The organism is Desmospora activa DSM 45169 (genome assembly GCF_003046315.1).
Lineage (GTDB): Bacteria > Bacillota > Bacilli > Thermoactinomycetales > DSM-45169 > Desmospora > Desmospora activa.
Genome location: NZ_PZZP01000001.1, coordinates 2,365,523 through 2,386,774, shown reverse-complemented (window position 1 = coordinate 2,386,774; position 21,252 = coordinate 2,365,523). Strand labels below are relative to the sequence as shown.

24 protein-coding genes are annotated in these 21,252 nt (G+C 48.0%); 19 read left to right on the top strand and 5 right to left on the bottom strand.

Going from position 1 to position 21,252, the window contains the following annotated elements; genetic code table 11:
- The first annotated feature begins 56 nt into the window (after window positions 1-56).
- On the top strand, window positions 57-200 hold the full coding sequence (locus tag C8J48_RS19370) for a winged helix-turn-helix transcriptional regulator (RefSeq protein WP_107726945.1): 144 nt from the start codon (window positions 57-59) through the stop codon (window positions 198-200).
- A 60-nt stretch (window positions 201-260) separates the two neighbouring features.
- Here the strand turns inward: C8J48_RS19370 and mgtE are convergent, their stop codons facing one another.
- Window positions 261-1,625, bottom strand: coding sequence for a magnesium transporter (mgtE, locus tag C8J48_RS11530; RefSeq protein WP_245891135.1), 1,365 nt, complete (start codon window positions 1,623-1,625; stop codon window positions 261-263).
- Between the two features lie 203 nt (window positions 1,626-1,828).
- Entirely contained in the window at window positions 1,829-2,074 is a 246-nt protein-coding gene (locus C8J48_RS11525) for a hypothetical protein (RefSeq protein ID WP_107726943.1), read from the bottom strand.
- Window positions 2,075-2,286: 212 nt separating this feature from the next.
- Between C8J48_RS11525 and C8J48_RS18770 the strand changes: the two genes are divergently transcribed.
- The 6 genes from C8J48_RS18770 (at window position 2,287) to C8J48_RS11500 (ending at window position 9,180) form a co-directional block, all read left to right on the top strand.
- Window positions 2,287-2,433, top strand: coding sequence for a hypothetical protein (locus C8J48_RS18770; protein WP_170105409.1), 147 nt, complete (start codon window positions 2,287-2,289; stop codon window positions 2,431-2,433).
- A 166-nt stretch (window positions 2,434-2,599) separates the two neighbouring features.
- The gene (locus C8J48_RS11520) at window positions 2,600-3,868 is read left to right on the top strand and encodes a hypothetical protein (RefSeq protein WP_107726941.1); all 1,269 of its coding nucleotides are present in this window, start codon (window positions 2,600-2,602) and stop codon (window positions 3,866-3,868) included.
- A gap of 233 nt (window positions 3,869-4,101) precedes the next feature.
- Entirely contained in the window at window positions 4,102-5,328 is a 1,227-nt protein-coding gene (locus C8J48_RS11515) for a lipoprotein (RefSeq protein WP_146160486.1), read from the top strand.
- A gap of 139 nt (window positions 5,329-5,467) precedes the next feature.
- Window positions 5,468-6,607, top strand: a complete 1,140-nt coding sequence (locus C8J48_RS11510) for a hypothetical protein (protein ID WP_146160485.1) — start codon at window positions 5,468-5,470, stop codon at window positions 6,605-6,607.
- 86 nt (window positions 6,608-6,693) lie between these two features.
- On the top strand, window positions 6,694-7,854 hold the full coding sequence (locus C8J48_RS11505; protein WP_107726934.1) for a hypothetical protein: 1,161 nt from the start codon (window positions 6,694-6,696) through the stop codon (window positions 7,852-7,854).
- A gap of 81 nt (window positions 7,855-7,935) precedes the next feature.
- Window positions 7,936-9,180, top strand: a complete 1,245-nt coding sequence (locus C8J48_RS11500) for a hypothetical protein (protein ID WP_107726931.1) — start codon at window positions 7,936-7,938, stop codon at window positions 9,178-9,180.
- A 154-nt stretch (window positions 9,181-9,334) separates the two neighbouring features.
- Here the strand turns inward: C8J48_RS11500 and C8J48_RS11495 are convergent, their stop codons facing one another.
- Window positions 9,335-10,270, bottom strand: coding sequence for a protease complex subunit PrcB family protein (locus C8J48_RS11495; protein WP_170105407.1), 936 nt, complete (start codon window positions 10,268-10,270; stop codon window positions 9,335-9,337).
- A gap of 200 nt (window positions 10,271-10,470) precedes the next feature.
- Here C8J48_RS11495 and C8J48_RS11490 point away from each other — a divergent pair, with 200 nt between their 5' ends.
- The 9 genes from C8J48_RS11490 (at window position 10,471) to C8J48_RS11450 (ending at window position 18,782) form a co-directional block, all read left to right on the top strand.
- Window positions 10,471-12,135, top strand: coding sequence for a DNA repair helicase XPB (locus C8J48_RS11490; RefSeq protein ID WP_107726927.1), 1,665 nt, complete (start codon window positions 10,471-10,473; stop codon window positions 12,133-12,135).
- The gene (locus C8J48_RS11485; RefSeq protein ID WP_170105405.1) at window positions 12,126-14,030 is read left to right on the top strand and encodes a helicase-associated domain-containing protein; all 1,905 of its coding nucleotides are present in this window, start codon (window positions 12,126-12,128) and stop codon (window positions 14,028-14,030) included. Before C8J48_RS11490 ends, C8J48_RS11485 begins: the two co-directional genes overlap by 10 nt.
- Window positions 14,031-14,092: 62 nt before the next feature.
- Window positions 14,093-14,515: a YlbF/YmcA family competence regulator gene (locus C8J48_RS11480; RefSeq protein ID WP_107726923.1), complete on the top strand. Its 423-nt coding sequence runs from the start codon at window positions 14,093-14,095 to the stop codon at window positions 14,513-14,515.
- 160 nt (window positions 14,516-14,675) lie between these two features.
- Window positions 14,676-14,924 (top strand): DUF2129 domain-containing protein, encoded by a 249-nt coding sequence (locus tag C8J48_RS11475; RefSeq protein WP_107726921.1) that lies wholly within the window; start codon window positions 14,676-14,678, stop codon window positions 14,922-14,924.
- 118 nt (window positions 14,925-15,042) lie between these two features.
- Window positions 15,043-16,272, top strand: coding sequence for an MFS transporter (locus tag C8J48_RS11470; RefSeq protein ID WP_107726919.1), 1,230 nt, complete (start codon window positions 15,043-15,045; stop codon window positions 16,270-16,272).
- A 171-nt stretch (window positions 16,273-16,443) separates the two neighbouring features.
- On the top strand, window positions 16,444-17,082 hold the full coding sequence (locus C8J48_RS11465) for a hypothetical protein (protein WP_107726917.1): 639 nt from the start codon (window positions 16,444-16,446) through the stop codon (window positions 17,080-17,082).
- Between the two features lie 24 nt (window positions 17,083-17,106).
- The gene (locus C8J48_RS11460; RefSeq protein ID WP_146160484.1) at window positions 17,107-17,406 is read left to right on the top strand and encodes a YkvA family protein; all 300 of its coding nucleotides are present in this window, start codon (window positions 17,107-17,109) and stop codon (window positions 17,404-17,406) included.
- 266 nt (window positions 17,407-17,672) lie between these two features.
- Window positions 17,673-18,473: a septum site-determining protein MinD gene (gene minD, locus C8J48_RS11455; RefSeq protein ID WP_107726912.1), complete on the top strand. Its 801-nt coding sequence runs from the start codon at window positions 17,673-17,675 to the stop codon at window positions 18,471-18,473.
- A gap of 18 nt (window positions 18,474-18,491) precedes the next feature.
- On the top strand, window positions 18,492-18,782 hold the full coding sequence (locus C8J48_RS11450) for a cell division topological specificity factor MinE (RefSeq protein WP_107726910.1): 291 nt from the start codon (window positions 18,492-18,494) through the stop codon (window positions 18,780-18,782).
- Window positions 18,783-18,803: 21 nt separating this feature from the next.
- Here the strand turns inward: C8J48_RS11450 and C8J48_RS11445 are convergent, their stop codons facing one another.
- The gene (locus tag C8J48_RS11445; RefSeq protein ID WP_107726908.1) at window positions 18,804-19,610 is read right to left on the bottom strand and encodes a hypothetical protein; all 807 of its coding nucleotides are present in this window, start codon (window positions 19,608-19,610) and stop codon (window positions 18,804-18,806) included.
- A 318-nt stretch (window positions 19,611-19,928) separates the two neighbouring features.
- On the opposite strand from C8J48_RS11445, the gene C8J48_RS11440 reads away from it, so the two are divergent.
- Both C8J48_RS11440 and C8J48_RS18765 read left to right on the top strand, forming a co-directional pair.
- On the top strand, window positions 19,929-20,369 hold the full coding sequence (locus C8J48_RS11440; RefSeq protein ID WP_107726906.1) for a hypothetical protein: 441 nt from the start codon (window positions 19,929-19,931) through the stop codon (window positions 20,367-20,369).
- 118 nt (window positions 20,370-20,487) lie between these two features.
- Complete coding sequence (locus C8J48_RS18765) at window positions 20,488-20,643, top strand: hypothetical protein (protein WP_170105403.1); 156 nt, start codon at window positions 20,488-20,490, stop codon at window positions 20,641-20,643.
- 50 nt (window positions 20,644-20,693) lie between these two features.
- On the opposite strand, the gene C8J48_RS18760 is transcribed toward C8J48_RS18765, so the two are convergent.
- Window positions 20,694-20,861 (bottom strand): hypothetical protein, encoded by a 168-nt coding sequence (locus C8J48_RS18760; RefSeq protein ID WP_170105401.1) that lies wholly within the window; start codon window positions 20,859-20,861, stop codon window positions 20,694-20,696.
- 151 nt (window positions 20,862-21,012) lie between these two features.
- Here C8J48_RS18760 and C8J48_RS11430 point away from each other — a divergent pair, with 151 nt between their 5' ends.
- Window positions 21,013-21,228, top strand: a complete 216-nt coding sequence (locus tag C8J48_RS11430) for an alpha/beta-type small acid-soluble spore protein (protein ID WP_107726902.1) — start codon at window positions 21,013-21,015, stop codon at window positions 21,226-21,228.
- Window positions 21,229-21,252 lie beyond the last annotated feature (24 nt).

The window sequence follows — 21,252 nt, the reverse complement described above, 5'->3', positions numbered from 1 at the left end:
AAACAGATGAAGCAATTTAATGGCCTTTTAGTAGGCTGCCCTTTTGTTTCTTAATCATGATTTTGGGATCACTTTTTACGTGTAGGATATTTTATATTTCCTGCAATAGTCATGTGGAATATCAAATGACGGAAAAAGGAAAAGGAGCCAAACCGATTATTCGGCAAATTCACGGCTGGGCATCCAATTGGCTGGACTGAGCTTCAAATGAAAGCGGATTGCAGTAAAAACGCCCAGAGAATTCTCTGGGCATCTAAGCATTAAATCAAATATTGAATAAACAGAGTGGCAAAGCCAAAGTAGATCAGCAGCGAAAATACATCATTCAGGGTGGTGATCAGTGGTCCGGAAGCGACGGTGGGGTCTACTTTTAGCAGATGGAGGATCAGAGGAATCACTGTTCCGGCGAGGGTACCGACAATTAAAGTAAGCAGCATCGAGCCACCCACCACCAATCCCAAATAGGGGTTGCCCATGAGCAGGGTGACGATCCCGATGATCAAGAGGCTACAAACAACCCCGATAATCACCCCCACTACACCCTCTTGTCGCAAAATCTGCCAATAACGGTCCCGTGTAATCTGGCCACTGGCCAATCCGCGGATTACCAGAGCCAGGGATTGTGTGCCGGTGTTGCCGGTCATTCCGGCGATCATCGGCATAAAGAAGGCCAATGCCGCCACTTTGTCGATGGTGGCTTCAAAAGCGCTAAGGATGGAAGCCGTCCCCATGCCGATTAACAACAACAGCAACAGCCAAGGGATTCGGCGTCGGGCAGAAGCGAAAGGATGGGTGAGTATATCCATCTCCGTTTGGCTGACAGCGGACAATTTGGCGATATCTTCCTGAGCCTCTTCGATCAAGACATCGATCACATCATCGACGGTGATAATGCCCAACAATCGTTTTTCGTCGTCGACGACAGGAATGGCCAGAAAGTCATATCGCTCCATCATGGTGGCCACTTCTTCCTGGTCCATATCCACCGGCACAGCGATGATCCGCTCAAACATAATCTCTGTGATCGGTGTATCGGGTTGCGCGATTAAGAGCTCGCGCAAGGAGACGACTCCTACCAGGCGATCATCCGCATCGATGACATATACATAATAGACGGTTTCCGCTGTGGGAGCTTCACGGCGCAAATATTGAATCACTTCTTCCACTGTGTAGGTATCGTAGACACTGACATATTCCAGCGTCATTTTCCCACCAGCGGTATCTTCCGGATAGTGGAGAAGGGCGCGTACTTTGTCGGCTTCGTCCCGTTCCATGGATTTAAGCAACGTCTGTACGTTGCTTTCTTCCATCTCCCCGAATAAGTCAGCCGCATCATCCGAGGACATACGATTTAAAACGCGGGAGGTTTTTTCTAAGCTGAGATTGGCCAAAATCTCCTGTTGTTCTTCGGTTTCCATCTCCTGCAGCAGTTCAGCGATTTCTTCGGCATTTAACATACCGAGGAAATGGGAACGGTATACGCCTGTCAGTTGGAAAAAAATTTGTCCGACATCATAGGGATGCAATTCATCGATCAGCGGGCGCAGAAAGCGGCGTTCCCGTTTTTGTAACGCCAACTTAATTTGATCTAAGTCGATTTCATGTCTCCGCTCTTTCTCCGACATTGTTCTCCCTCCTTTCCTTGAAACAACACGGGAGAGTTTCATGAGGTACAATCCCATTAACAAAAACGATAAATAATAAAAAGGTAAATAAATGATCGACCGTTGGACTATAGCCTTACTCATCATAACAAAAGAACCGGGGAGTTTGGAACCAAAGGCTATTGGAATAACAGCCGCAAAAAACTCCATATATTGTAATGATCTCATTGTAAGAGAGGTGACATGTATGTGGAATCAAAAAGTGCCGCTGCCGATGATGGGAGGGTGGCCGCACGCGCCTGTTTATAGGGGGTTTTCTCACTATCCGCAGCCGCCTCTTTATCCGCCTTCACCTTCTCCCCAATTATGGCATGTTGGGATGGGGGAGGGATTTCCCTGGAATGGAGGGTATGGGATTCCTGCTTTTGTAAACGATCAAATGGCTGCACAGGGAGCAGTTCCCCCGCCATCGTTTTTTCCTCCGACCCATATGCACACCCCGACTCCCGTAGAAAAATCATCAGTGCCTGTAAAACCGTTGTGGGAATCGCCTGAGTCCCCTGAGTCCCCCTGGTTAAAGGAATGAAAAGAATGCATTTCCAAATGAAGGGAGATACATGTTATTTCCGGTGCTGGAGACCTTATCGGATAGGTCATCTTTTGACCGGGAGGAGGGTTTCATATGCGCATTCCGGAGATTGGAACTCCCCGCAGGGAGCCAGAGATCACTCCCCCCAGGGAACCGATCACAACCGCCCCGGAACAACCGGACCGAGGCGGTTATCCTGAACGGGAGCCTTATCCCGATCGAGAACGGAAAGACGCCTGACCCGATCCGGTTTATTGGCCTACAGAAAAGTCCCACCAAAAGGTGGGGCTTTTTATTGTCTTTCATCCACAAGAACAAATCTTTCTTTGCACAATCATTATCATTCTGATATTTTTTGGATGAGGTATATGGTTCTTTAAAAATAACATGGGAGAGGGTGAAAAGAGTGAGAAAGGCTTTTTCCATCATCGGTGTATTCATACTGTTGTCCGGTTGTTCGTTTTTGCCAATCGATCAAGAGCAGGCGGAAAATGGTGAGCAAAACGATAAGGACGTTTACGTCGAACGACCCGAGTATAAGGATTACCCCATCCCGGAAAGTATCGGCGATCCTGCACCCCTCGTAGAAAAAACCAATGATAAGGCCGTCGAATACAACGGGGAGAAGATCATTCAAGCATGCAACCTTTTATCCCTAGAGGATATCCAGGAAGCGGGGGTATTATTGCATCCACATACGGGTAATGGGATCAAACGCATTTACTTTGATGGTAAGGGGAAAGGCGAGTTAGCCAAGAAATTTAACAATTTTCACGTAGAGGGAAACAAGTGTGAATATGCGTTAGCGCCGGATAAAGATGAAGAGGATGCGTTAGAATCCCTTATGCCTTCCGGCATTATAAACCTGATGGTGTTTCAACCTTCCTACGCCGATACCAACAGCTTGCGGGAAGATATTGAAGGAGTATATACCGGTAACAGCAAGTATGAGAGTTTGGGCGATATGGATGGAGTTGCAGTGTATCGCCATAAGAGCAGCGACTCCCCCCGATATGTCTTACATAAAGGAGAGGTTTGGGTCGAGTTTGGAGTTAGCGATGAGAGTGAAAAAGGGGAAAAAACAGCGGAGTCGTTATTGCAGTCGGTTGTAAAACGGTTGAATGAGCAAGTGGAGAAACCGACGGGTCCATCCCGTTTTGAATATGAGAGTCCCGCCTTTACAAAAGAAGTTGCCAATGTCTGTGAAATAAGCGATCGCGAGGATTATCGCATTGTCTTTAATGAGGATGACAGCCCGATGAAAGTGGAGGAATTCGGAACGGCGGTGGGAGTGATTAACTACTCCATGAGTAGCGGAGATTCCACCAAATATAATTATGTGGAACAGGGCTGTCGCTTTCAATCCAACGATTACTACGGTGACGGAAAAGCATTAACGATTCATACCATTACTTATGAGAGCGAGAAAGCGGCACAACACGATATGAACTTCAACAAGTCTGAAAGCCAGGATGTACAAGAGCTCAATTCCATCGGTGATGAAGCTTACTTCTCTGGAAACAAAATTCAGACGAATAACGTTCTCACTTTTCGTAAAGGATCTGTGGTTGTCGATGTGAATTTTACCGAGTCTGCACAAAATTCCTCTGCATCCGATGTTATTGAAAGCCTCACCCCAATCGCGCAAAAAATGGTGGAACGGATCAAGGATTAAAAACGAAGACGTGTATCGCTCACCTGATACACGTCTCTTTTTATGCATATAGGAACAATTTGTCGCTATCTGTCAATTTGAGTGATTATATAGCAAGTGTCTCCTATGATCGCGTAAATGATGGGAAATTCGTGGGCCTATTTTATTTGCAACCTCGTTATCAGTTTGGTATTTTGGTCAAAGCATGTTTAGATTATTATTTTGAAAAAACAGAAACAAGATGGGGGATTTTTATGCGCAGATTCTTTGTAATCTTTAGCGCTTTAGTCTTGCTGGCGGGTTGTTCAATCTTCTCGCAACCCGAGGAGCCAGGGGAAGAGACAAAGAATCCAAACCGAGTGGAACGGCCGGAGTATAAAGACGTTGATGTGGATTCCAGGGTGGCCGATCCCGACGCATTGGTGTTAAAACCCAACAAACAAGCGGTGAAGTACAAAGGGGAGCCGGTTGTACAGGCTTGTGATGTGATCTCCTCAGATGACCTGCGCAAAGCGGATCAGTTGCTCCATGCAGATTCATATCCAAATAATGTGATGACACGTACTTATTTTAACGGTGAGAGTAAGGGCGAAGTGGATACATCCATTGAAAGCGCGAATAACGAATGCTGGTATGTTCTACATGGAAAGTCACGGAAGTCACGCAATGAGTCTATTGAGATCAATGTATATGAGCCGGCATACACCAATCAGAAGGAACTGGCTACTGAAATTAAAAAAAATTATAAAGCGATCGCTGATATTGAAGGGGTAAAAGCTTATCAGATGGCGGAGGAAAAAATGGAGGATCACACCGGACGCTTTACAGATTATCGATTGCAGCAGGGCACGATCACAGCGCACATCTATACAAGCATCATAGATGAAAAGGTTGTGAAGTCGCTGCTGCAAACGGCGGCGAAACGCTTGAAGCAATTGGAAGCGAAACCGACGGGTCCCAGCCAGGTGGATTATAAGAGTCCGGTATTTGCAGCCGGTTATGTCAATAGTTGCGATTATATCGGCAATGAAGATTTCCAAAATCTGTTCGGGGTGGATGCTGACCCGCTTGTAACCGAGGGGATCAGCTCTTCCGTCGGAGTCGAGGATAGCGATCACTATCTAAAACACAACTGTTCCTTGCGCGAAAATCCCGAAAATAACCAGGTATTATCGATGAAGACGACGGCGTATGAAGATGAAAAGACGGCTGCGTTACATTTTAAAGAGGGTAAAAAAGAGGTGGATGGTGACAGCGTACAAGAAGTCTCATCCATCGGCGATGACGCCTACTACGCAGTAAATGAGGTGGATGGTGAGTGGTCTCTCACATTCCGGCAAGGGCGTGTCGAAGTACAAATGGACTTTTACGACTACAGTGAGAAAGAAGATCCCTCTTCCGATGAGGAGATTGCGGAGAAAAGGATTGAACGCCTCACCCCGATTGCACAAGCAGTAGTAGAGCGAATGAAGGACGTATAAGAAGAAATGGACCTTCGCGTATATTGGCTGAGGCCCTCAACCGAGATAACAACCAGATAAATCGCAGGAAGGATTGTGGAAGATGAAAAAGGTCGGCATATTTCTTTTGGTCTTAACATTATTGTCAGGTTGTTCCGTTTTGCCCCAGACAAATGAGCAAGGGTCGAAGGATGCAGATCAAGCGAAAGATGGTAAAAAAGATAACGCTCTAGTGTTAAAACCGAACGAGCAAGCAGTGGAGTACAAAGGGGAGCCGGTTATACAGGCCTGTGATGTGATTACGTTGGATGATCTCAAGAAAGCGGGTCAGACGTTATATCTAAGTGATGGTCTTATTCCAAATGGGATACAACGGACTCACTTTAACGGCGAGGGCAAGGGCGAAGTGGATACGTCCGCAGACTACGCTATTCTCCGTTCGATTTACCAAAATGAATGCGATTATGGTATCCAGCGGCCTGAGAGATCCGGTGGTGTTGTTAACATCAAAGTATATCAACCGGCATACACCAATCAGAAGGCACTTAACAGAGAAATGGAAAAATTTAATGCCATTCCCGATATTGAAGGGGTAAAAGCTTATCATTATCAGTTGGATGAGCAAGATGAATTTAAGGATTATCTATTGCAGCAAGGAACGATCACAGCACACATCTATACAGATATCGAAGATGAAAAAGCGGTAAAATCGCTGCTGCAATCTGCGGCGAAACGTTTAAAGCAATTGGAAGCGAAACCGATAGGTCCCAGCCAGGTAGAGTATAAGAAGAGCCCAAACTTTTCAGCCAGTTATGTAAACAGCTGCGAATATATCGGCAATGACGATTTTAAAAATCTGTTTGGGGTGGATGCGGGCCCTCTTGTATCCGAGGGAATTAGCTCTACCGTCGGATTTGTCCGAGAGGATCCTCCTGGTCAGAATAGCTATCACTATATGACGCATAGCTGTTCCTACGCTTTGCACGAAGCTCGCGGAAATAAACAAGTATTATCGATTAAGACCATCGCGTATGAAGATGAACAAAAGGCTGCGGCTGCTTTTGAAATGTGGAAAGAACCAAAGGCAGAGGCTGACAATGTAAGGGATATTCCATCCATCGGTACTGGCGCTTACTACACAGTAGGTGAGGATGGCTTATGGGATCTCGTATTCCTCGTGGGACGCGTCGAAGTACATATGAGTTTTGTCGACGACGTACAAAAGCCTTCTACTCATGAGGAAAGGTTTGAACGCCTCACCCCGATTGCACAAGCAGTGGTAGAGCGAATGAAGGATTGATAAGAAGAAACGGGCCTTAGCATATATTGGCTAAGGCCCTCAATTAAGATAACAACCGGCTTAAATTGCGGAAAGGAATGCGGAAGATGAAAAAGGTTGGCATAATTCTTTTGGTATTCACTTTATTGGCAGGTTGTTCGCTTATCCCCCAGATCAATGAGCAAGGGTCGAAGGATCCCGATCAAGTGAATCCCAGTAAAGACCTCGCGCTGGTGTTAAAACCGAACGAGCAAGCGGTAGAATACAAAGGAAAGCCGGTTGTGCAGGCCTGTGATATCATCACGGTGGATGATCTAGAAAAAGTGGGATTGTCGCTGGAAGTGCCGTTTTTTGCGCTGGATCGTGTTTACTTTGACGGTGAGGGCAAAGGGGAGTTGGAGACACCAAGAGGGCATCGTCCTTCTATGAATACCAATGAATGTAAGTATGTAGTGCGAGGGAAGGATTCAGTGATAGTGGAAGTGTACGAACCCTCCTATACCAGTCAGTCGCAACTGGACTATGAAATGGAGTATAATTTTGATGCGATCCCCGATATTGAAGGGGTAAAAGCGTATGCGTATAATAACGAGGATATCCGTGAATACCGGCTGCAGCATGATTCCTTAACCGTAGATATCAACTTTAACTTCCTTGATGTGGATGAAAAAAGAGAGAAGCAATTGCTCCCAATCGTTGCCAAACGCCTCACCCAACTGGAAGGGAATCCAACGGGCCCTATCCGTGCGGAATATGAGAGTGATTTATTTTCAGCCGACTTTGTCAACGGCTGTGATTACATTAAGAATGAAGACTTCCAAAATCTTTTCGGTGAAGATGCCGGACCTCTTGTCAGCGAACAAATCAGCTCCTCTGTCCGCCAACTTTTGGATGCAAAAGATACGTATTACTACATTGAGCACAGATGTGCCCGTGGTTTTGAGCGTTTTTCAGGCGAAATGAAATTACTGTCGATCGAGACCGAGTCCCATGTAGATGCGCAATCGGCTGCCGGAACCTTTAAAGGTATGAAAGAAGCCGAAACAAATCCAGCGATTGGAAATGAATTGCAGGAAATCAATCCTATCGGCGATGAAAGCTACTACTCTGAATCTGAAGATGGGATATGGAGAATTAAATTTCGCCAAGGGCGTGTCATTGTGGGGATGTCATTTGTAGATACGGAACTAAACTCCACCACTGAACAAAAGATCGAACGCCTAACTCCGATTGCACAAGCAGTAGCGGAACGAATGAAGGATCTTTAAGGGAAATGGGCTTCAGCATTTAATGGCTGAGGCCTTGAAGCGAGATGACAACCGATTTAATCGCAGAAAGGAATGCGGAAGATGAAAAAAATCGGCATATTTCTTTTGGTATTCACTTTATTGGCAGGTTGCTCGATTTTGCCTCAAGCAGATGAGCAAGGGGGGAAAGATCCAAACCGAGTGGAGCGACCGGAGTATAAAGGTGTGGATGTGGATTCCACAATCGGAGATCCCAACGCTTTGGTGTTAAAGCCGAACGAGCAAGCGGTAGCGTACAAAGGGGAACCGGTGGTGCAAGCATGTAATGTGATAACGGCGGGAGATCTTCATAAAGCGGGTCTGCTGCTGTATGACGGTACAGGACCGGGATCGGGCTCGGTTAAACGTACTTATTTTGATGGTGAGGGCAAGGGAGAACTGGATACCTCTCATGACAGATACCTTCCCACTCCCGGTGGTATAGACACCAATCAATGCGATTATACGCTGTATATGAAGTCTGATGTGGGTGTAGTCGAGGTAAAAGTGTATGAGCCCTCATACGCCAACCAATCCGCCGTCGCTTATGAAATCGAAAGCAAATATCAACCCATTTCCGATATTGAAGGTGTCAAAACATATCAATCCACAGGAGAAATTCCAGAGTATTTTTTACAAAAAGGGACGATATCGGCAGCGATCACCATGAAGTTTGACAGTGATGAGAAAAAAGAACAGTTTCTGCTCCAAACCGCAGCCAAACGCCTCAATCAATTTGAAACAGAAGCAGTGGGCCCCAGCCAGGTGGAATACGATAGCCCGATCTTCTCCAGCCGTTATATGAACGGATGCCAATATATAAACAATGATGATTTTAAAAGCTTGTTCGGTGAAGATGCGAGCCCGCTCGTATCGGAGTCGATTCACGCAGGGGTCGGATATATCAAAGCCAGATCAACGGAAAAGAGCTATAACTACTTATCGCACCAATGTACCCGCGGTGTTGAAAGAAATACGGACACCGAAGAGACAAAGTTATTAACGATTGGGACTGACACCTATGAAGACGAGGAATCGGCAACATTGCTCTTTAAAGAGAGTAAAGAGGCGCTTGCAACGACTGTCGGTGATGAAATACAGGATCTTTCCGCGATCGGCGATGAAGCTTACTACTCCGATGATGGGGATGGAATCTGGCGAATCCATTTCCGCAAAGGGCGTGTTCATGTGCAAATGAATTTTGCAGACAGCAAAGGTCATGAAGCACAAAGTTCTACCCCCGCGGAAAAGATTGAACGTCTAACTCCGCTTGCGCAAACAGTGGCGGAACGGATGAAGGATTTTTAAAAAGCCTTAGGGGAAAAAGTCATAAAATAAAACGCGTATCGGTCCTCCCCAAATGGGAGCGACCGATACGCGTTTTTTATTCAGATTTGACCTCTTGAGGATGGCAAGTTGTGACGCTTTAAGTGTCTTCACATTCATTTAAGTAAACGTCCCGTCATACTTCAGCCTTGCCTGTGGAGTCGGATTGCTGCAGATGAACATTGACCGCTTGCTCCTCCTTCGTTTTAAAGGAGACGACCGCCAAGGGATAGGTGATCGCTTGGATAACCATCGCACCCGTCTCGGGGGCGATTTCACGGGCATAGACGTGAACTTCATTTCCGCGCTCTTCCACGTCTTCCACTTCTACCTGATATCCGCCTGTACGCCGTTCTCCCAGGGCGATAATCACAAACTGACGCCCATCATGGTGAACGGTTGTCTCGCCGCCACGGGTGCGAAGCGATTCCGCTTTTTCCTTCACTTGGACAGGAAGTTTTTCCACCGTTTCCGTCTGTACAGTTACAGCGGCGTTTTCCGGATGCTCACGGTTTGAAGTGGGTGTCGCCTGTGAATCCTCTGCATTCGTTGGCTGATCTTTTTCTGAGCGAGAGGCATCTGGAGATTCCTTTGCATTCTCTTCTTCCATCTTCAACTCAATATCCATCTCTTTTTCCGCCTGAAACGAGATCACCGCTACTGGGGTGGTAAGCACTTGTATCACCATGCCGTCCTCAGGGGGGGCGATTTCCTCGGCGTGAATCGTCACCTTGTCGCCGTTTTGCTCAACCTGGTTGACACGGATGGTGTATCCTCCCGTCGGCTTTTGCGAGCTGGCGATGATCGCATACAGGGTGCCTTGGTGTTCCACTGCGACGTGCTCCGGTTGCTGTGGGCTTTGTTGCAGCAGCTCTTCTTTTTTTGCTTGAACGGAAGCAGGTAGCTTTTCCTCAGGTTCATTTTTAAAGGCGATAACGCTGACATTTTCCCTTTCAGCATCGTCGGCGCCCGTTCCTCCGTTGCTGTCATCCGACATCGGGGTGCCGCAACCGGTTATACTCCATACAAACAAGATTCCCATCATGATCCATTTCACCTGCCGAAGGGTCATGGTATCCGGCCTCCTTTGGTTGTTACACTTTTTGGACGGAGGCTGGAGTAAAAAAGTTGCAGTATTTTCGGACCAATTTCGTTTCTCACATTTTATCACAGATTTCACTCCAACAGTCATGTTTCCGTTGGATTTGCGAAAGAATGATTAGCAACAGGTCTATAATTTCGGATTTTGATGTTGGTGGAAGGTGAGTAGGTATGCAGTTTCAAGCGGATGCTCCCTTAATTGTAGAAAGTATGGGACGTATTTTGTTGGAGGAAGACCATCCTCGGATCGAGGAGATCCGGGCAGGATTGACCGCCTTTGCCCATCAGGTGAAAACACCGGAAGGGATGCACACTTTTCAATTGACGCCGTTGTCCCTGTGGAATGCGGCCGCATCTGGTTGGTCCGCTGATCGTGTTGTCTCCTTTTTGCGGGAGAATAGTCAATGGGGCTTGGCCCGCTCACTGGATGAGGAACTTCGGGAGACGATGGCGCGGTACGGCCTGTTTCGATTGGAGTCCCATCCATCTGGCTCCATTTTGTTGGTTTGTGAAGATCCAGAGCGGATTCGATGGGCCCGGGATCATCCGATTGTGGGTTCGCGGTTGGTGTGGGTGGATGATCAACGCTTACGGGTAGATCCGGTGGATCGCGGTTGGATCAAAGAGGAGATGATGCGCCAGGGATATCCGGTAGAGGACGGTGCCGGGTATGTAGAAGGGGAAGCATTGGCGGTACAGTTGCGGGAACGGTTGGAGGGTGGTCAACCCTTTTGCTTGCGAGGGTATCAAGAGCAGGCGGTAGAGATTTTTAACCAGCATGAATCAGGGGTACTGGTACTTCCCTGTGGAGCCGGCAAAACGGTGATCGGGTTGGCGGCGATGACGCGGGTGGGGCGTGCCACTTTGATTTTGACACCCAATGCGACATCGGTACAACAATGGATTCGGGAAATTCGAGAGAAGACCGATTTGCCTGCGGATGCAGTCGGCGAGTACAGCGGCAGGTGCAAAGAAGTGCGCCCCGTAACGGTAGCTACCTACCAAATCCTGACCCATCGTGACGACAGTGATGGAGAGTTTACGCATCTGGGCCTGTTTGAGCAAAGAGACTGGGGCTTGATCATCTATGATGAGGTCCACTTGTTACCGGCGCCGGTTTTTCGTGCCACTGCTGAACTTCAGGCACGTCGTCGGTTAGGATTAACGGCGACACTGGTGCGTGAGGATGGGAACGAGGAGGATGTTTTTTCTCTCATCGGACCGAAGCGGTTTGAAATGCCGTGGAAATGGATGGAGCAACAAGGATGGATTGCAGAGGCGGAGTGTGTGGAGGTACGCGTCTCGATGGCTGCGGATCGTCTTCGCAAATATCGGCAGGCAAAGCAGCAGCAACGATATCGGATCGCAGCTGAAAATCCGAGCAAGATGGATGCGGTGGCACATCTTGTTTCACATCACCAGGAAAAACAGGTGTTGGTGATCGGTCAATATCTCTCACAATTGCGGGCAATCGCCGAACGGTTGCAAGCTCCCCTGATTACGGGCAACACCCCGCAAGGAGAGCGGGAGTCCTTATATCGGGCATTCCGAGAAGGGAAAATTAGTGTCTTGGTAGTGTCAAAAGTGGCCAATTTCGCCGTTGATTTGCCGGATACAGAAGCTGCGATACAGGTATCGGGCACCTTTGGCTCACGGCAGGAAGAAGCGCAGCGATTGGGGCGTATTCTGCGTCCCAAAAAAGGAGAAAACCGGGCGTTTTTTTACAACGTGGTCACCCGGGACAGCGTCGATCAGGAATATGCATGGAACCGGAGGCGGTTTTTAGTGGAACAAGGTTATCGCTATCGTTGGATGGATGCGGAACAATGGAACTAATCACGCATCGTCCACAGTGGAAAGACTGCTTAGAGGCGCTGTCCGTCGATGTAATCGCACAGATGTGCCGGCGGCTGGGATTGGAGAAAACAGAGGGACTCGAACCTTTTATCGCGAGATGGAAACAACGTCTACGGGAAAGAGAGTCCGATTGGAGTCGCTGGGAGCAGCAAGCGATGGAGTTGCTTACTTGGCAGGTGGGAGAGCAACCGTTGTCGGATACAGATCTGGGACGTACAGCTACCCATGTGCAACTGTCACCTGCTCGCCTGCGGATAGGCTTATCGTTGTTGGCGGGAAGAGGACTGGTTTTCCGGTTGCGACTTCCCGGTGGAGAGCGGGTATACTGGTGTCCGCGGGAAGTACGGGAAGCGTATCTGGATGGCAGTATTCGCCCCTGTCCGCTTCCTGGAACGGATGCTGCAGGGGAAAATCGGCTGGTAGGGGTGTGGGATACGCTCTTCTATTTTTTGGTCTTGATGGAGCGGGAAGGGTTGCCGCTGACGAAGGAACAACGAATCCCACAGCCACTCAGACGAAAATGGTCGGCAGAGCTTGAGTTGGACAGCGATGGCTTGCGGGGAACCGTTTGGGAGGATGAAACGGGAGACGCAGCCTTTGCCTTACTGTTGGAGTTGGGACGCCGTCTCGGTTTGATTCAGATGGAAGGACGGTCGGCTAAACTTAATCCGCCGGCGGTGGCCCAGTGGTTGCTGTTGTCATGGTCGGAGCGTTTGGAGCAGTTATTCGCGGTGGTGGAAGAGTCCCTGCTGGCTTCCCATCCTCAACACCATCCCTTGTGGTGGTGGCTAAAACAGCAAAACCGCTCCGATTGGCAACCTTGGGAAGAGACAGTTTCCGCCGCTTGGCGAGATCGATCGACCAAGGGTCGTGTGATTACCCAAAGCGAAGTGGCGGATATACTCCACCAGTGGATGAGCTTATTGACATGGATGGGGTGGATAGAGCGAATTGAAGAAAAAGAGAATCCGCTCTGGCGTTGGTCGCCCTGGGTGTCGATGTTAAAGCGGGGGGATAACGGCTGGAAGGGTAGAGTACAGCCAGACGGGGAAGTGCTGCTACCGCCGGGGACCCCTTTGGCCGAACGTTGGCGCCTGGCTCAGTTTGCCGATTATATGGGGGGAGAGCAGCTTACCCATTATTTGTTGTCGCCGGATGCTGTTAAGCGAGGTGCACAGTCGGGCATGACAGTGAATGAGATGGAACGGGTATTGCAGGAGTTGACGGGTCGCCCCCTGCCTACCACCGTAACCCATTCGCTGCAAGAGTGGGCGCAACCGCGAGGGGCCCGGCTGGAATCGGTTTGGTTGGCACAGTTCGATGAGGATGATTTAGCGCAGGAATGGGGACAATGCTTGCACGAATGGCCGGATTGGGGACGCAGGGTGGGTGAGCGCTCCTTTGCTCTCACTGAAGGAGGGGCGGAGGCTTTTCAGCGCTGGCTGAAGGAACGGGCCGTTCCGCTGGCACAGGGGAAGACGGGAAAAAAGGCATGGTGGTGGCGGCTGGAAGAAGAGCAAAAAGAATATCAAAGCCAATCTGAGGATCCCTTGGGCGCGTGGCGGGTGGAACCGCCTGAATTACGTCCCGAGGCGGCGATTCCGGGATGGTCTTCCCTGCCACACATGTGGACACGCTCCCTGCGCCCGTACCATGAATCGACGCTGCGGGAGGTGTTCCGGCAGGCGGCGCGGTTGGAGTTGGATGTAACCTGGACTGATTCCAAGGGCTGCCTTCAGCAGATCACACCGCTTTTCGTCACTGCCGAGGGGCGGGAGTGGATTGTGCAGGGGAGAGGAGAAAATGGGAACGAACTCTCTTTCAGTCTGTCTGAAGTGAGCCAAGTGGGGATTTTCCCTCCCTGGAAAGAATGAGAAGGTGTTCAACAAGCGGGTTTTCCAGAGATTGTGTTATGATAGAAGCGGGAGGGATATCCATGAGTACGTTGGATATGTCGGAGTTGTTGTTAGAGGCTTACCAACTAGCCGATCAGATAAATGAGTCAGAAGAAGTGAAACGGTACCTTCATCTGAAGCAAAAAGTACAGGAGAGCGATGAGGCGCAATCCCTGATCGCACAGTTTCAACGAAAAAAAGAGCTGTTTGAAGAGGCGCAGCGATTTGGCCATTTCCATCCGGATTATTACGCTGCCAAAAAAGAAGCGAATGCGTTTCTGAAACAGATCCGTAAACATCCCTTGATCGGACAATACCTGGAAGCGGAGGAACAGGTGGATCATTTGCTGTCCGAAGTGAGCCGTACCCTGGCTGGAGCGGTTTCCGACTCCATTAAAGTGCCGATCAACGACCCGCGAGAATTGCGTCAGGCCAACCGAAAACAGCGCAGGGGTTGTGGTTGATTGTTTGTGGCTATCCGACCGCCTAGAAATAGGGCGGTTTTTTTGATTGATGTAAGCGGTTTGATTTATAAATAAGACTTTGTTATCCTAATATATAGGAAGAGAGACGGATCCATCGGCATACCCCTGGCGGAACTATGTGATAAAGGAGACACGACACATGTCTAGCGAGATCGCGGAACGGCTCGGGTTGGCTGTTTGGGTGAAGGATCTCAAGGCGGCGCGTTCATTGGGACGCATGGGTAACATCCATTACATGTCCAAACGACTAAAATATGTTTTTATGTATATCGACGGACATAAGGCGGATCAGATGATTCAACGGATCGAACGCCTTCATTATGTCTCGCATGTAGATCGATCCTTACGTCGAGAATGGACGACGGAGTTTAATCGGTCTTCTCCATAAGAATGTTGTCAAGTGGGATGTTGCTGCCTAGTGATTACAAGGCAGCTTTTTTTAACCTTATATTTCGTGAAACTAAATAATAGATCATAGAAAATGAAGGGATTGGAGAAAGAGCGCGATGGAAACTTGGAGACGTAATTTGTACATTTTGATGGTATCACAGTTTTTGGTGATGAGTGCCATGACGATGATTATCCCCTTTTTGCCCTTGTATCTGAAGGAGATGGGGATAACCGATCCAGCCAAAACGCAACTGTGGGCCGGGATCATTTTTGGAGCGAATTTCTTATCGGCATTTGTGATGGCCCCGATCTGGGGAAGTATGGCCGATAAAGTGGGGCGGAAGATCATGGTGCTGCGCTCCGGGTTCGGGATGACGATTGTGATCCTGTTGACGGGATTGGCGACCAGTCCGCTGCAACTTTTGTTTTTACGTTTGCTGAATGGGGTGGTTGCCGGTTTCATTCCGGCTTCCATCTCGCTGACAGCGACAAACACCCCGAAGGAGAAGGCTGGATACGCTTTGGGAATGCTACAATCCGGTGCAGTGGCCGGGAGCATATTGGGGCCCTTTATCGGTGGGGCCATGGCTGAAATGTTTGGATTTCGTATGATCTTTTTCCTGACCGGCACCATCATCGGCCTTGCTACACTGGTTGTATTGATGGCGGTAAAAGAAGAGCAGAAACCAGACCCCACGCAAGAGCGAAAAGGTTTTTTCGCCGAAGGTTCCTTTATTCTGCATCAAAAGCCGCTACTCTTTCTCTTTTCTGTGGGCTTTCTGTTGCAGTTTGCCATGTTGGCTCCGATGCCGCAGATGCCCTTGTTTGTCTCTGAACTGGGTGCTCCCGGTGGGTATGTTGCCTTTTTCGCCGGTTTGGTAACTGCAGTTACCGGTATGGCCAATATGTTAGCCTCTCCCCAATTGGGTAAATTGGGCGACCGCTTCGGCTCAGAGCGAGTCTTGTTTTACGCGATGTTGGGAGCGGCACTCTTTTTTATTCCTCATGCCTTTGTGCAATCGGTTTGGCAGCTGTTGATCCTACGCTTTTTACTGGGGCTGTGTATGGGCGGATTGCTCCCGGCGCTCAACTCGCTCATTCGTCAAAACGCCCCTGTGGGCAAAGAGAGTACCGCTTACGGATACAGCACCAGCGCCGTTTTTCTCGGCAATATGCTGGGGCCGATTACGGGTGGTTTTCTCTCCGGCTTTATCACGATACGGGGGTTGTTTGTGTTGACGGCAGCACTGCTGATCATCGGTGCCTGGTGGTTGCGGGTGAGCCAGTCTAAAGTTTCGGATGCGGAGTCAGAGTCCTCCTCGGTCTCACAAAAAGTTTCGGTTTAGATGGGATTTTTGTTTTATCAATCAACGGGGTAGGAAAAGAAGGGAGAGCACGGGTGAATCGGTGTTCTCCCTTCTTTTTTCAGGTTGTTTCCTGGAAGTTGGTCCGTTTTCGTCGTACAATAGGGAAAAAGACTCCTCAGCGGGAGCAAGCGCAAAAAGGGGCGAATGCGAGTGGGCTTGCTTACGGATTTAAAGCAAAACTTGAAAAAGGGGATCGAATCCACCAGTCAGCGTTCTAAAAAACTGATGGATATTAGCCGTTTAAATATGGCGATCAAGGGAAAGCGCGAAGAGGAGGTACGCCTGTATCGGCAGTTGGGGAAGGAGGCGTATCATCTGTGGGAACAAAAGGAGAAATGGGAAGTCACGGATTCCATTCGCGCCACGCTGCAACAAATCCAATCGATTCGCGAGACGATCAAACAATGGGAACGTGAAGTAGAGGAGTTAAAAAAACAAGAAGAAAAGGAACGGCTACAGGAGGAACAGGGAAAAGAGCAAATCAAACAAGCAGGAGAGCAGCATGCGGTTGCGGAACCATCACAACCGACGCCACAAGCCCAACAGCTACCACCTCCACCTAAACCTGAATCAAAGCCGGAAGCACAGCTTAGCTCAAAACCTGAGTCACAGCCGGAACCGAAACTTCCCCCCTCCCATGAACAGACACCACAACCGAAAACATCCGATCCCGATTTGTGGGCACAGCTGGAAGGTCAAGCGTTATTTATTTGCCCTCACTGTGGTGGGCAAGTAAAAGAAGATGCGGTAATCTGTTCACACTGCCGCAAAAATATGTATTACGACTGATCAAATATAGAAAGGCTGAATCCTGTGGCAAAATCCTCGGTAATCAGGAAAATGTTGACCGGATTGGATCGAAAAGCGAAACGGGTAGGCGGTATTGCGCAAGTGGCGAAAAAATGGAAGGCATTGTACCGCTATTTTCGTGATCCAAAAACCAGCTGGGTAAAAAAAGCGTTGGCCGTGGCTGCGTTGTTGTATTTTATTATGCCGATGGATATTATTCCGGATTATCTGGTTGTCATGGGGTATTTGGATGATTTGACTCTGGCCGCTTTCGTTTGGCGTGCCCTCTCAAAGGAGTTGGAACACTTTTCGTCTGAGGAGTAGGGAGTAAACATGATCAATTTCCACAAATATCTTTTTTTGTATTGAGAAATTTGATACAATAATAGGGAATCTTGTTGCAGTGTGTCAAATCATTAAAATGATTGAAATTTTACATGGAGCGAAGAAGAATCCTCATTTTTCGGTTGGAAAGCCAATAGGGTAATATTGGGGCTTGCCGCCATAAGCGGGATTCTTTCTTCTTTTGTGGTGGGAAGCGGTGGGTCGATCACAATAGATAGAACGGGCAGGAAAGGGGTAATCGAGCAATGGAGCAAAAATCCGTAGCGATTACGGTGACAAGTGGGAAAGGCGGTGTCGGAAAATCGACGACAGTGGCTTCGGTCGGACTCGCCTTAGCGCAATTAGGGCGTCAAGTATGTGTAATGGATACCGATATCGGTTTGCGGAAGCTGGATTTAATGTTAGGGTTGGAAAACCGGATCGTATACGACTTGGTGGATGTAGTTGAAGGAACGAGCAAACTGCGCCAATCGTTGGTACGGCACAAGGAATATCCCAACCTGGCACTGCTTCCCGCCGCTCAGACCCGGTATAAAGAGGAAGTAACTCCCGCTCAGGTTAAACAGCTGGTGGATGATCTGCGCAACGAGTTTGAGTTTATTTTTATCGACTCCCCCGCCGGTATTGAAGGTGGCTTTCGCAATGCAATCGCACCGGCGGATCGGGCGATTCTTGTCGTCAACCCCGAAATTCCATCGGTACGGGATTCAGACCGGGTCATCGGATTATTGGAATCCGCCGACTTGGCTCAGATTGACCTCATCGTCAACCGGGTTCAGCCGGGAATGGTGAAAGACGGGGATATGCTCAGTGTAGAACGGGTGCAAAACCATTTGGCCATCAATTTGTTGGGCATCGTACCGGAAGATCGACGTATCATCCGTTCTTCCAATACGGGTGAACCTGTGGTATTGGATGGAAAATCGCTGGCTGGTCGCGCTTTTAACAATATCGCCCGCCGTATTAACGGAGAAAATGTTCCCTATCTGGATTTGGAGGAGTCGAGTCTCATCAATCGCATTAAACGTATTTTTCATATTGCCTAATGAAGTGAGGTGAAATCTGTGTCTTTTTTAAATATGTTCGGCAAGGAAAAAGAGCGCCCGACGGCGGCCACGGCGGATGATCGCTTATCCTTAGTATTAAGTTACCAACGATCCGATATCGATGAACGGAAACTGAAGCAATTTCAAGCGAGACTGATTGATCTATGTGACGAATTTGGATACGATGTGGTGGGTCAAGTGGAGATTCGGCCACAATCCAGGCCGAGGGATAACACCACGATCCTCAATGCCAGCATTCCAGTTCGGCTTCGTGTTAACACTGATAACGAAGAGAGCGCGGATCTTTAATAAGGGTCCACGCTCTCTTTTTCAATTGGTGGGATGATTATGATAAAGATGATTATCCAGAAAACGAACGATCATAGCGGGGAACTCCTTATTATCTTGCAAGGTGAACAAGGCGATGGAGACACGGGTATGTCCATATTGCTCCATCAGTCGCAACAATTGTTTTCGGGTGGAAAGATTTGCTTTTCCATACCGATTTTCAAATGCTTTTATCACCATTTCTTCTTCCGACAAGTTATCCTGTTGATGAATCGATGTCATATGGATGGATTCCATCGATGCTGCTGCTTCTTGCTGAGGGTAGTATGCCGATTGCGATTCGGATAGAGACTGTCCGTTCAGGTCGCGAATAACAGGGCGCTGAAATTGCCATTCTTCCAATTGACGTTTTCTGCGCGGTCTCGATTCCGGCATGCGGGTAAATCGTTCTGGAAATTTGCGACGCAGGGTGTAAATACGTTGGTAGATGGCCCCTTGCGTTCGATTTAGCTTTTTTTCTAAGTAAGCGATGGCTGAAGCAAGAGATTTCCCCTGTTCCAAATAGTTGTTGACACACTCGATCACTTGGTTTTCCTCTTCTTCGGTCCAACTGTTAAGCCGTTTTTCGTGTTCACTGTCAGAATTCGTGTTCGATAAAAAACGTTCCGGATGTTCATTTCGCAATTTACGCACATGGGACATGATACCGGCAAATCCACGGTTTAATTCCGTAGAAAGCTCTTTTAAAATGTCCCGATCCCGCATCCCCTGTTGAAAGCCTTCGTTCATTTTTTCAATAATTCGTTCATTTTCTGCAAAAGAATATTTCCCTTTTTTTGTGTCAAACATGCCATCCCTCACCTCATATTAATTTATTATCTATAAATATAACAAAAGTATAATGATGTTTTCCACCAAAAACTTAGAAAAACTACCCTAAAAATACTTTATAAGTGGTAATGGAGCGATTTCGCTTGAAATTGGTCGCTATTATTTCATTGTATCATCCATGTTTACTTATATATAAGAAAAAAATCGATATAAATCCCAGTTTATTCCCCTTTTTTTAGTATATATATACGTCAAATGGGCGATAAAGATAATATCGTTTCTCAATGTCACAAGGTTTTTATTATTGGGTTTGAAGAAGGGAAAGGGGCGAAACACATGGCACATCTGTCGGTTCAGGAGATCAGTTCGTGGTTAACGTCCCGATTCGGTGGTCGCGTCAAAAGTCAAAATCAAAACGAACAAGTTAATCGTCCCCATCAAAACTGGGATGACCAATCACGAGCGTCGTTAGTCATCTTATGGGGATTGCTCGTCTATCCTCGATTGGACCCAGATTGGCGTGAACCGGATCCGTCAGTGCAGTTAAGTGAAGTTTATCGCCTGTTTAACGAACATCTGGGGTCTACTGATCAATGGGAGACGATCGTTCACCGTTTGGAAAAATATGATTACATCCGTCGTCGTTTAAACGATACTGTAGTGGCAGGAACCAGGCTGTGGACAGCAGTGGATGCTTCCAGGATGTATCCGCTTTTTCGGCGCTCGGTTTTATATCGAAAACAGTCTCCGGACAACGACCAAAAAACTGCTGACTGATGAGGAGGCAGTTTTTTCCGATTTTGTTTGGTTCATAAAATGTTTGACGCATTACTGGCGAGGGAATGAATGAAACAGCTTCACTCACTCTGATACTTGTGGAATGAGGTGGCAATCGATGGATCAACTACATGAGCTGAAACAAAAGTACCTCATGAAGAAAGAGGAGTACCGCCAGGCGATCGAACGACATGAATTTTTGGAACAATTGGAGATCCGTCAAGAGATCGAACAATTGCGTAGCAAATGGCTGGAGTTAAAGCGAATTTCATAATCAAAAAGCCCAATGTCATCGCGTGCGCATGCACATTGGGCTTTTTATTTTTAAATGCGCGGCTTCAACGTTGGCAACGTGCCGAACTGTTCCTTTATCGCGCGGCGATGACGGTTAATCTCATTCAATTTTGTGATTGACCAGGGAGCATAAGCTTGATTGGCAAGATCCAAATTAAGTTCCAACATCAACAGATCGAGGGAATGAAACTTATCCATGGGTTCACTTCCTTTTCCCGTTAGCTGCTTCTCAATATAGTCATCTACACAGAACAAAGTGACCATGAAATACATTCCAGAATTTCACTTGAATGGGGCGGCTACCGACAAAGCATCATAAGAGTACCATCTACAAGGAGGTGAATCGAAAATGCAACAACAACAACGCGAGCGCCACACCAACCAACTGTTGGTTCCTGGTGCTGCTCAAGCTCTGGATCAATTGAAGTACGAAATCGCTTCTGAATTTGGCGTTCAACTGGGCCCTGACACCACTTCTCGTGCCAACGGTTCTGTAGGTGGGGAAATCACGAAACGCTTGGTCTCTTTGGCTGAGCAACAACTGAGCGGTGGCGCTGCTCGCTAAGGCAGTCCGTTTCAGTGAATAAGT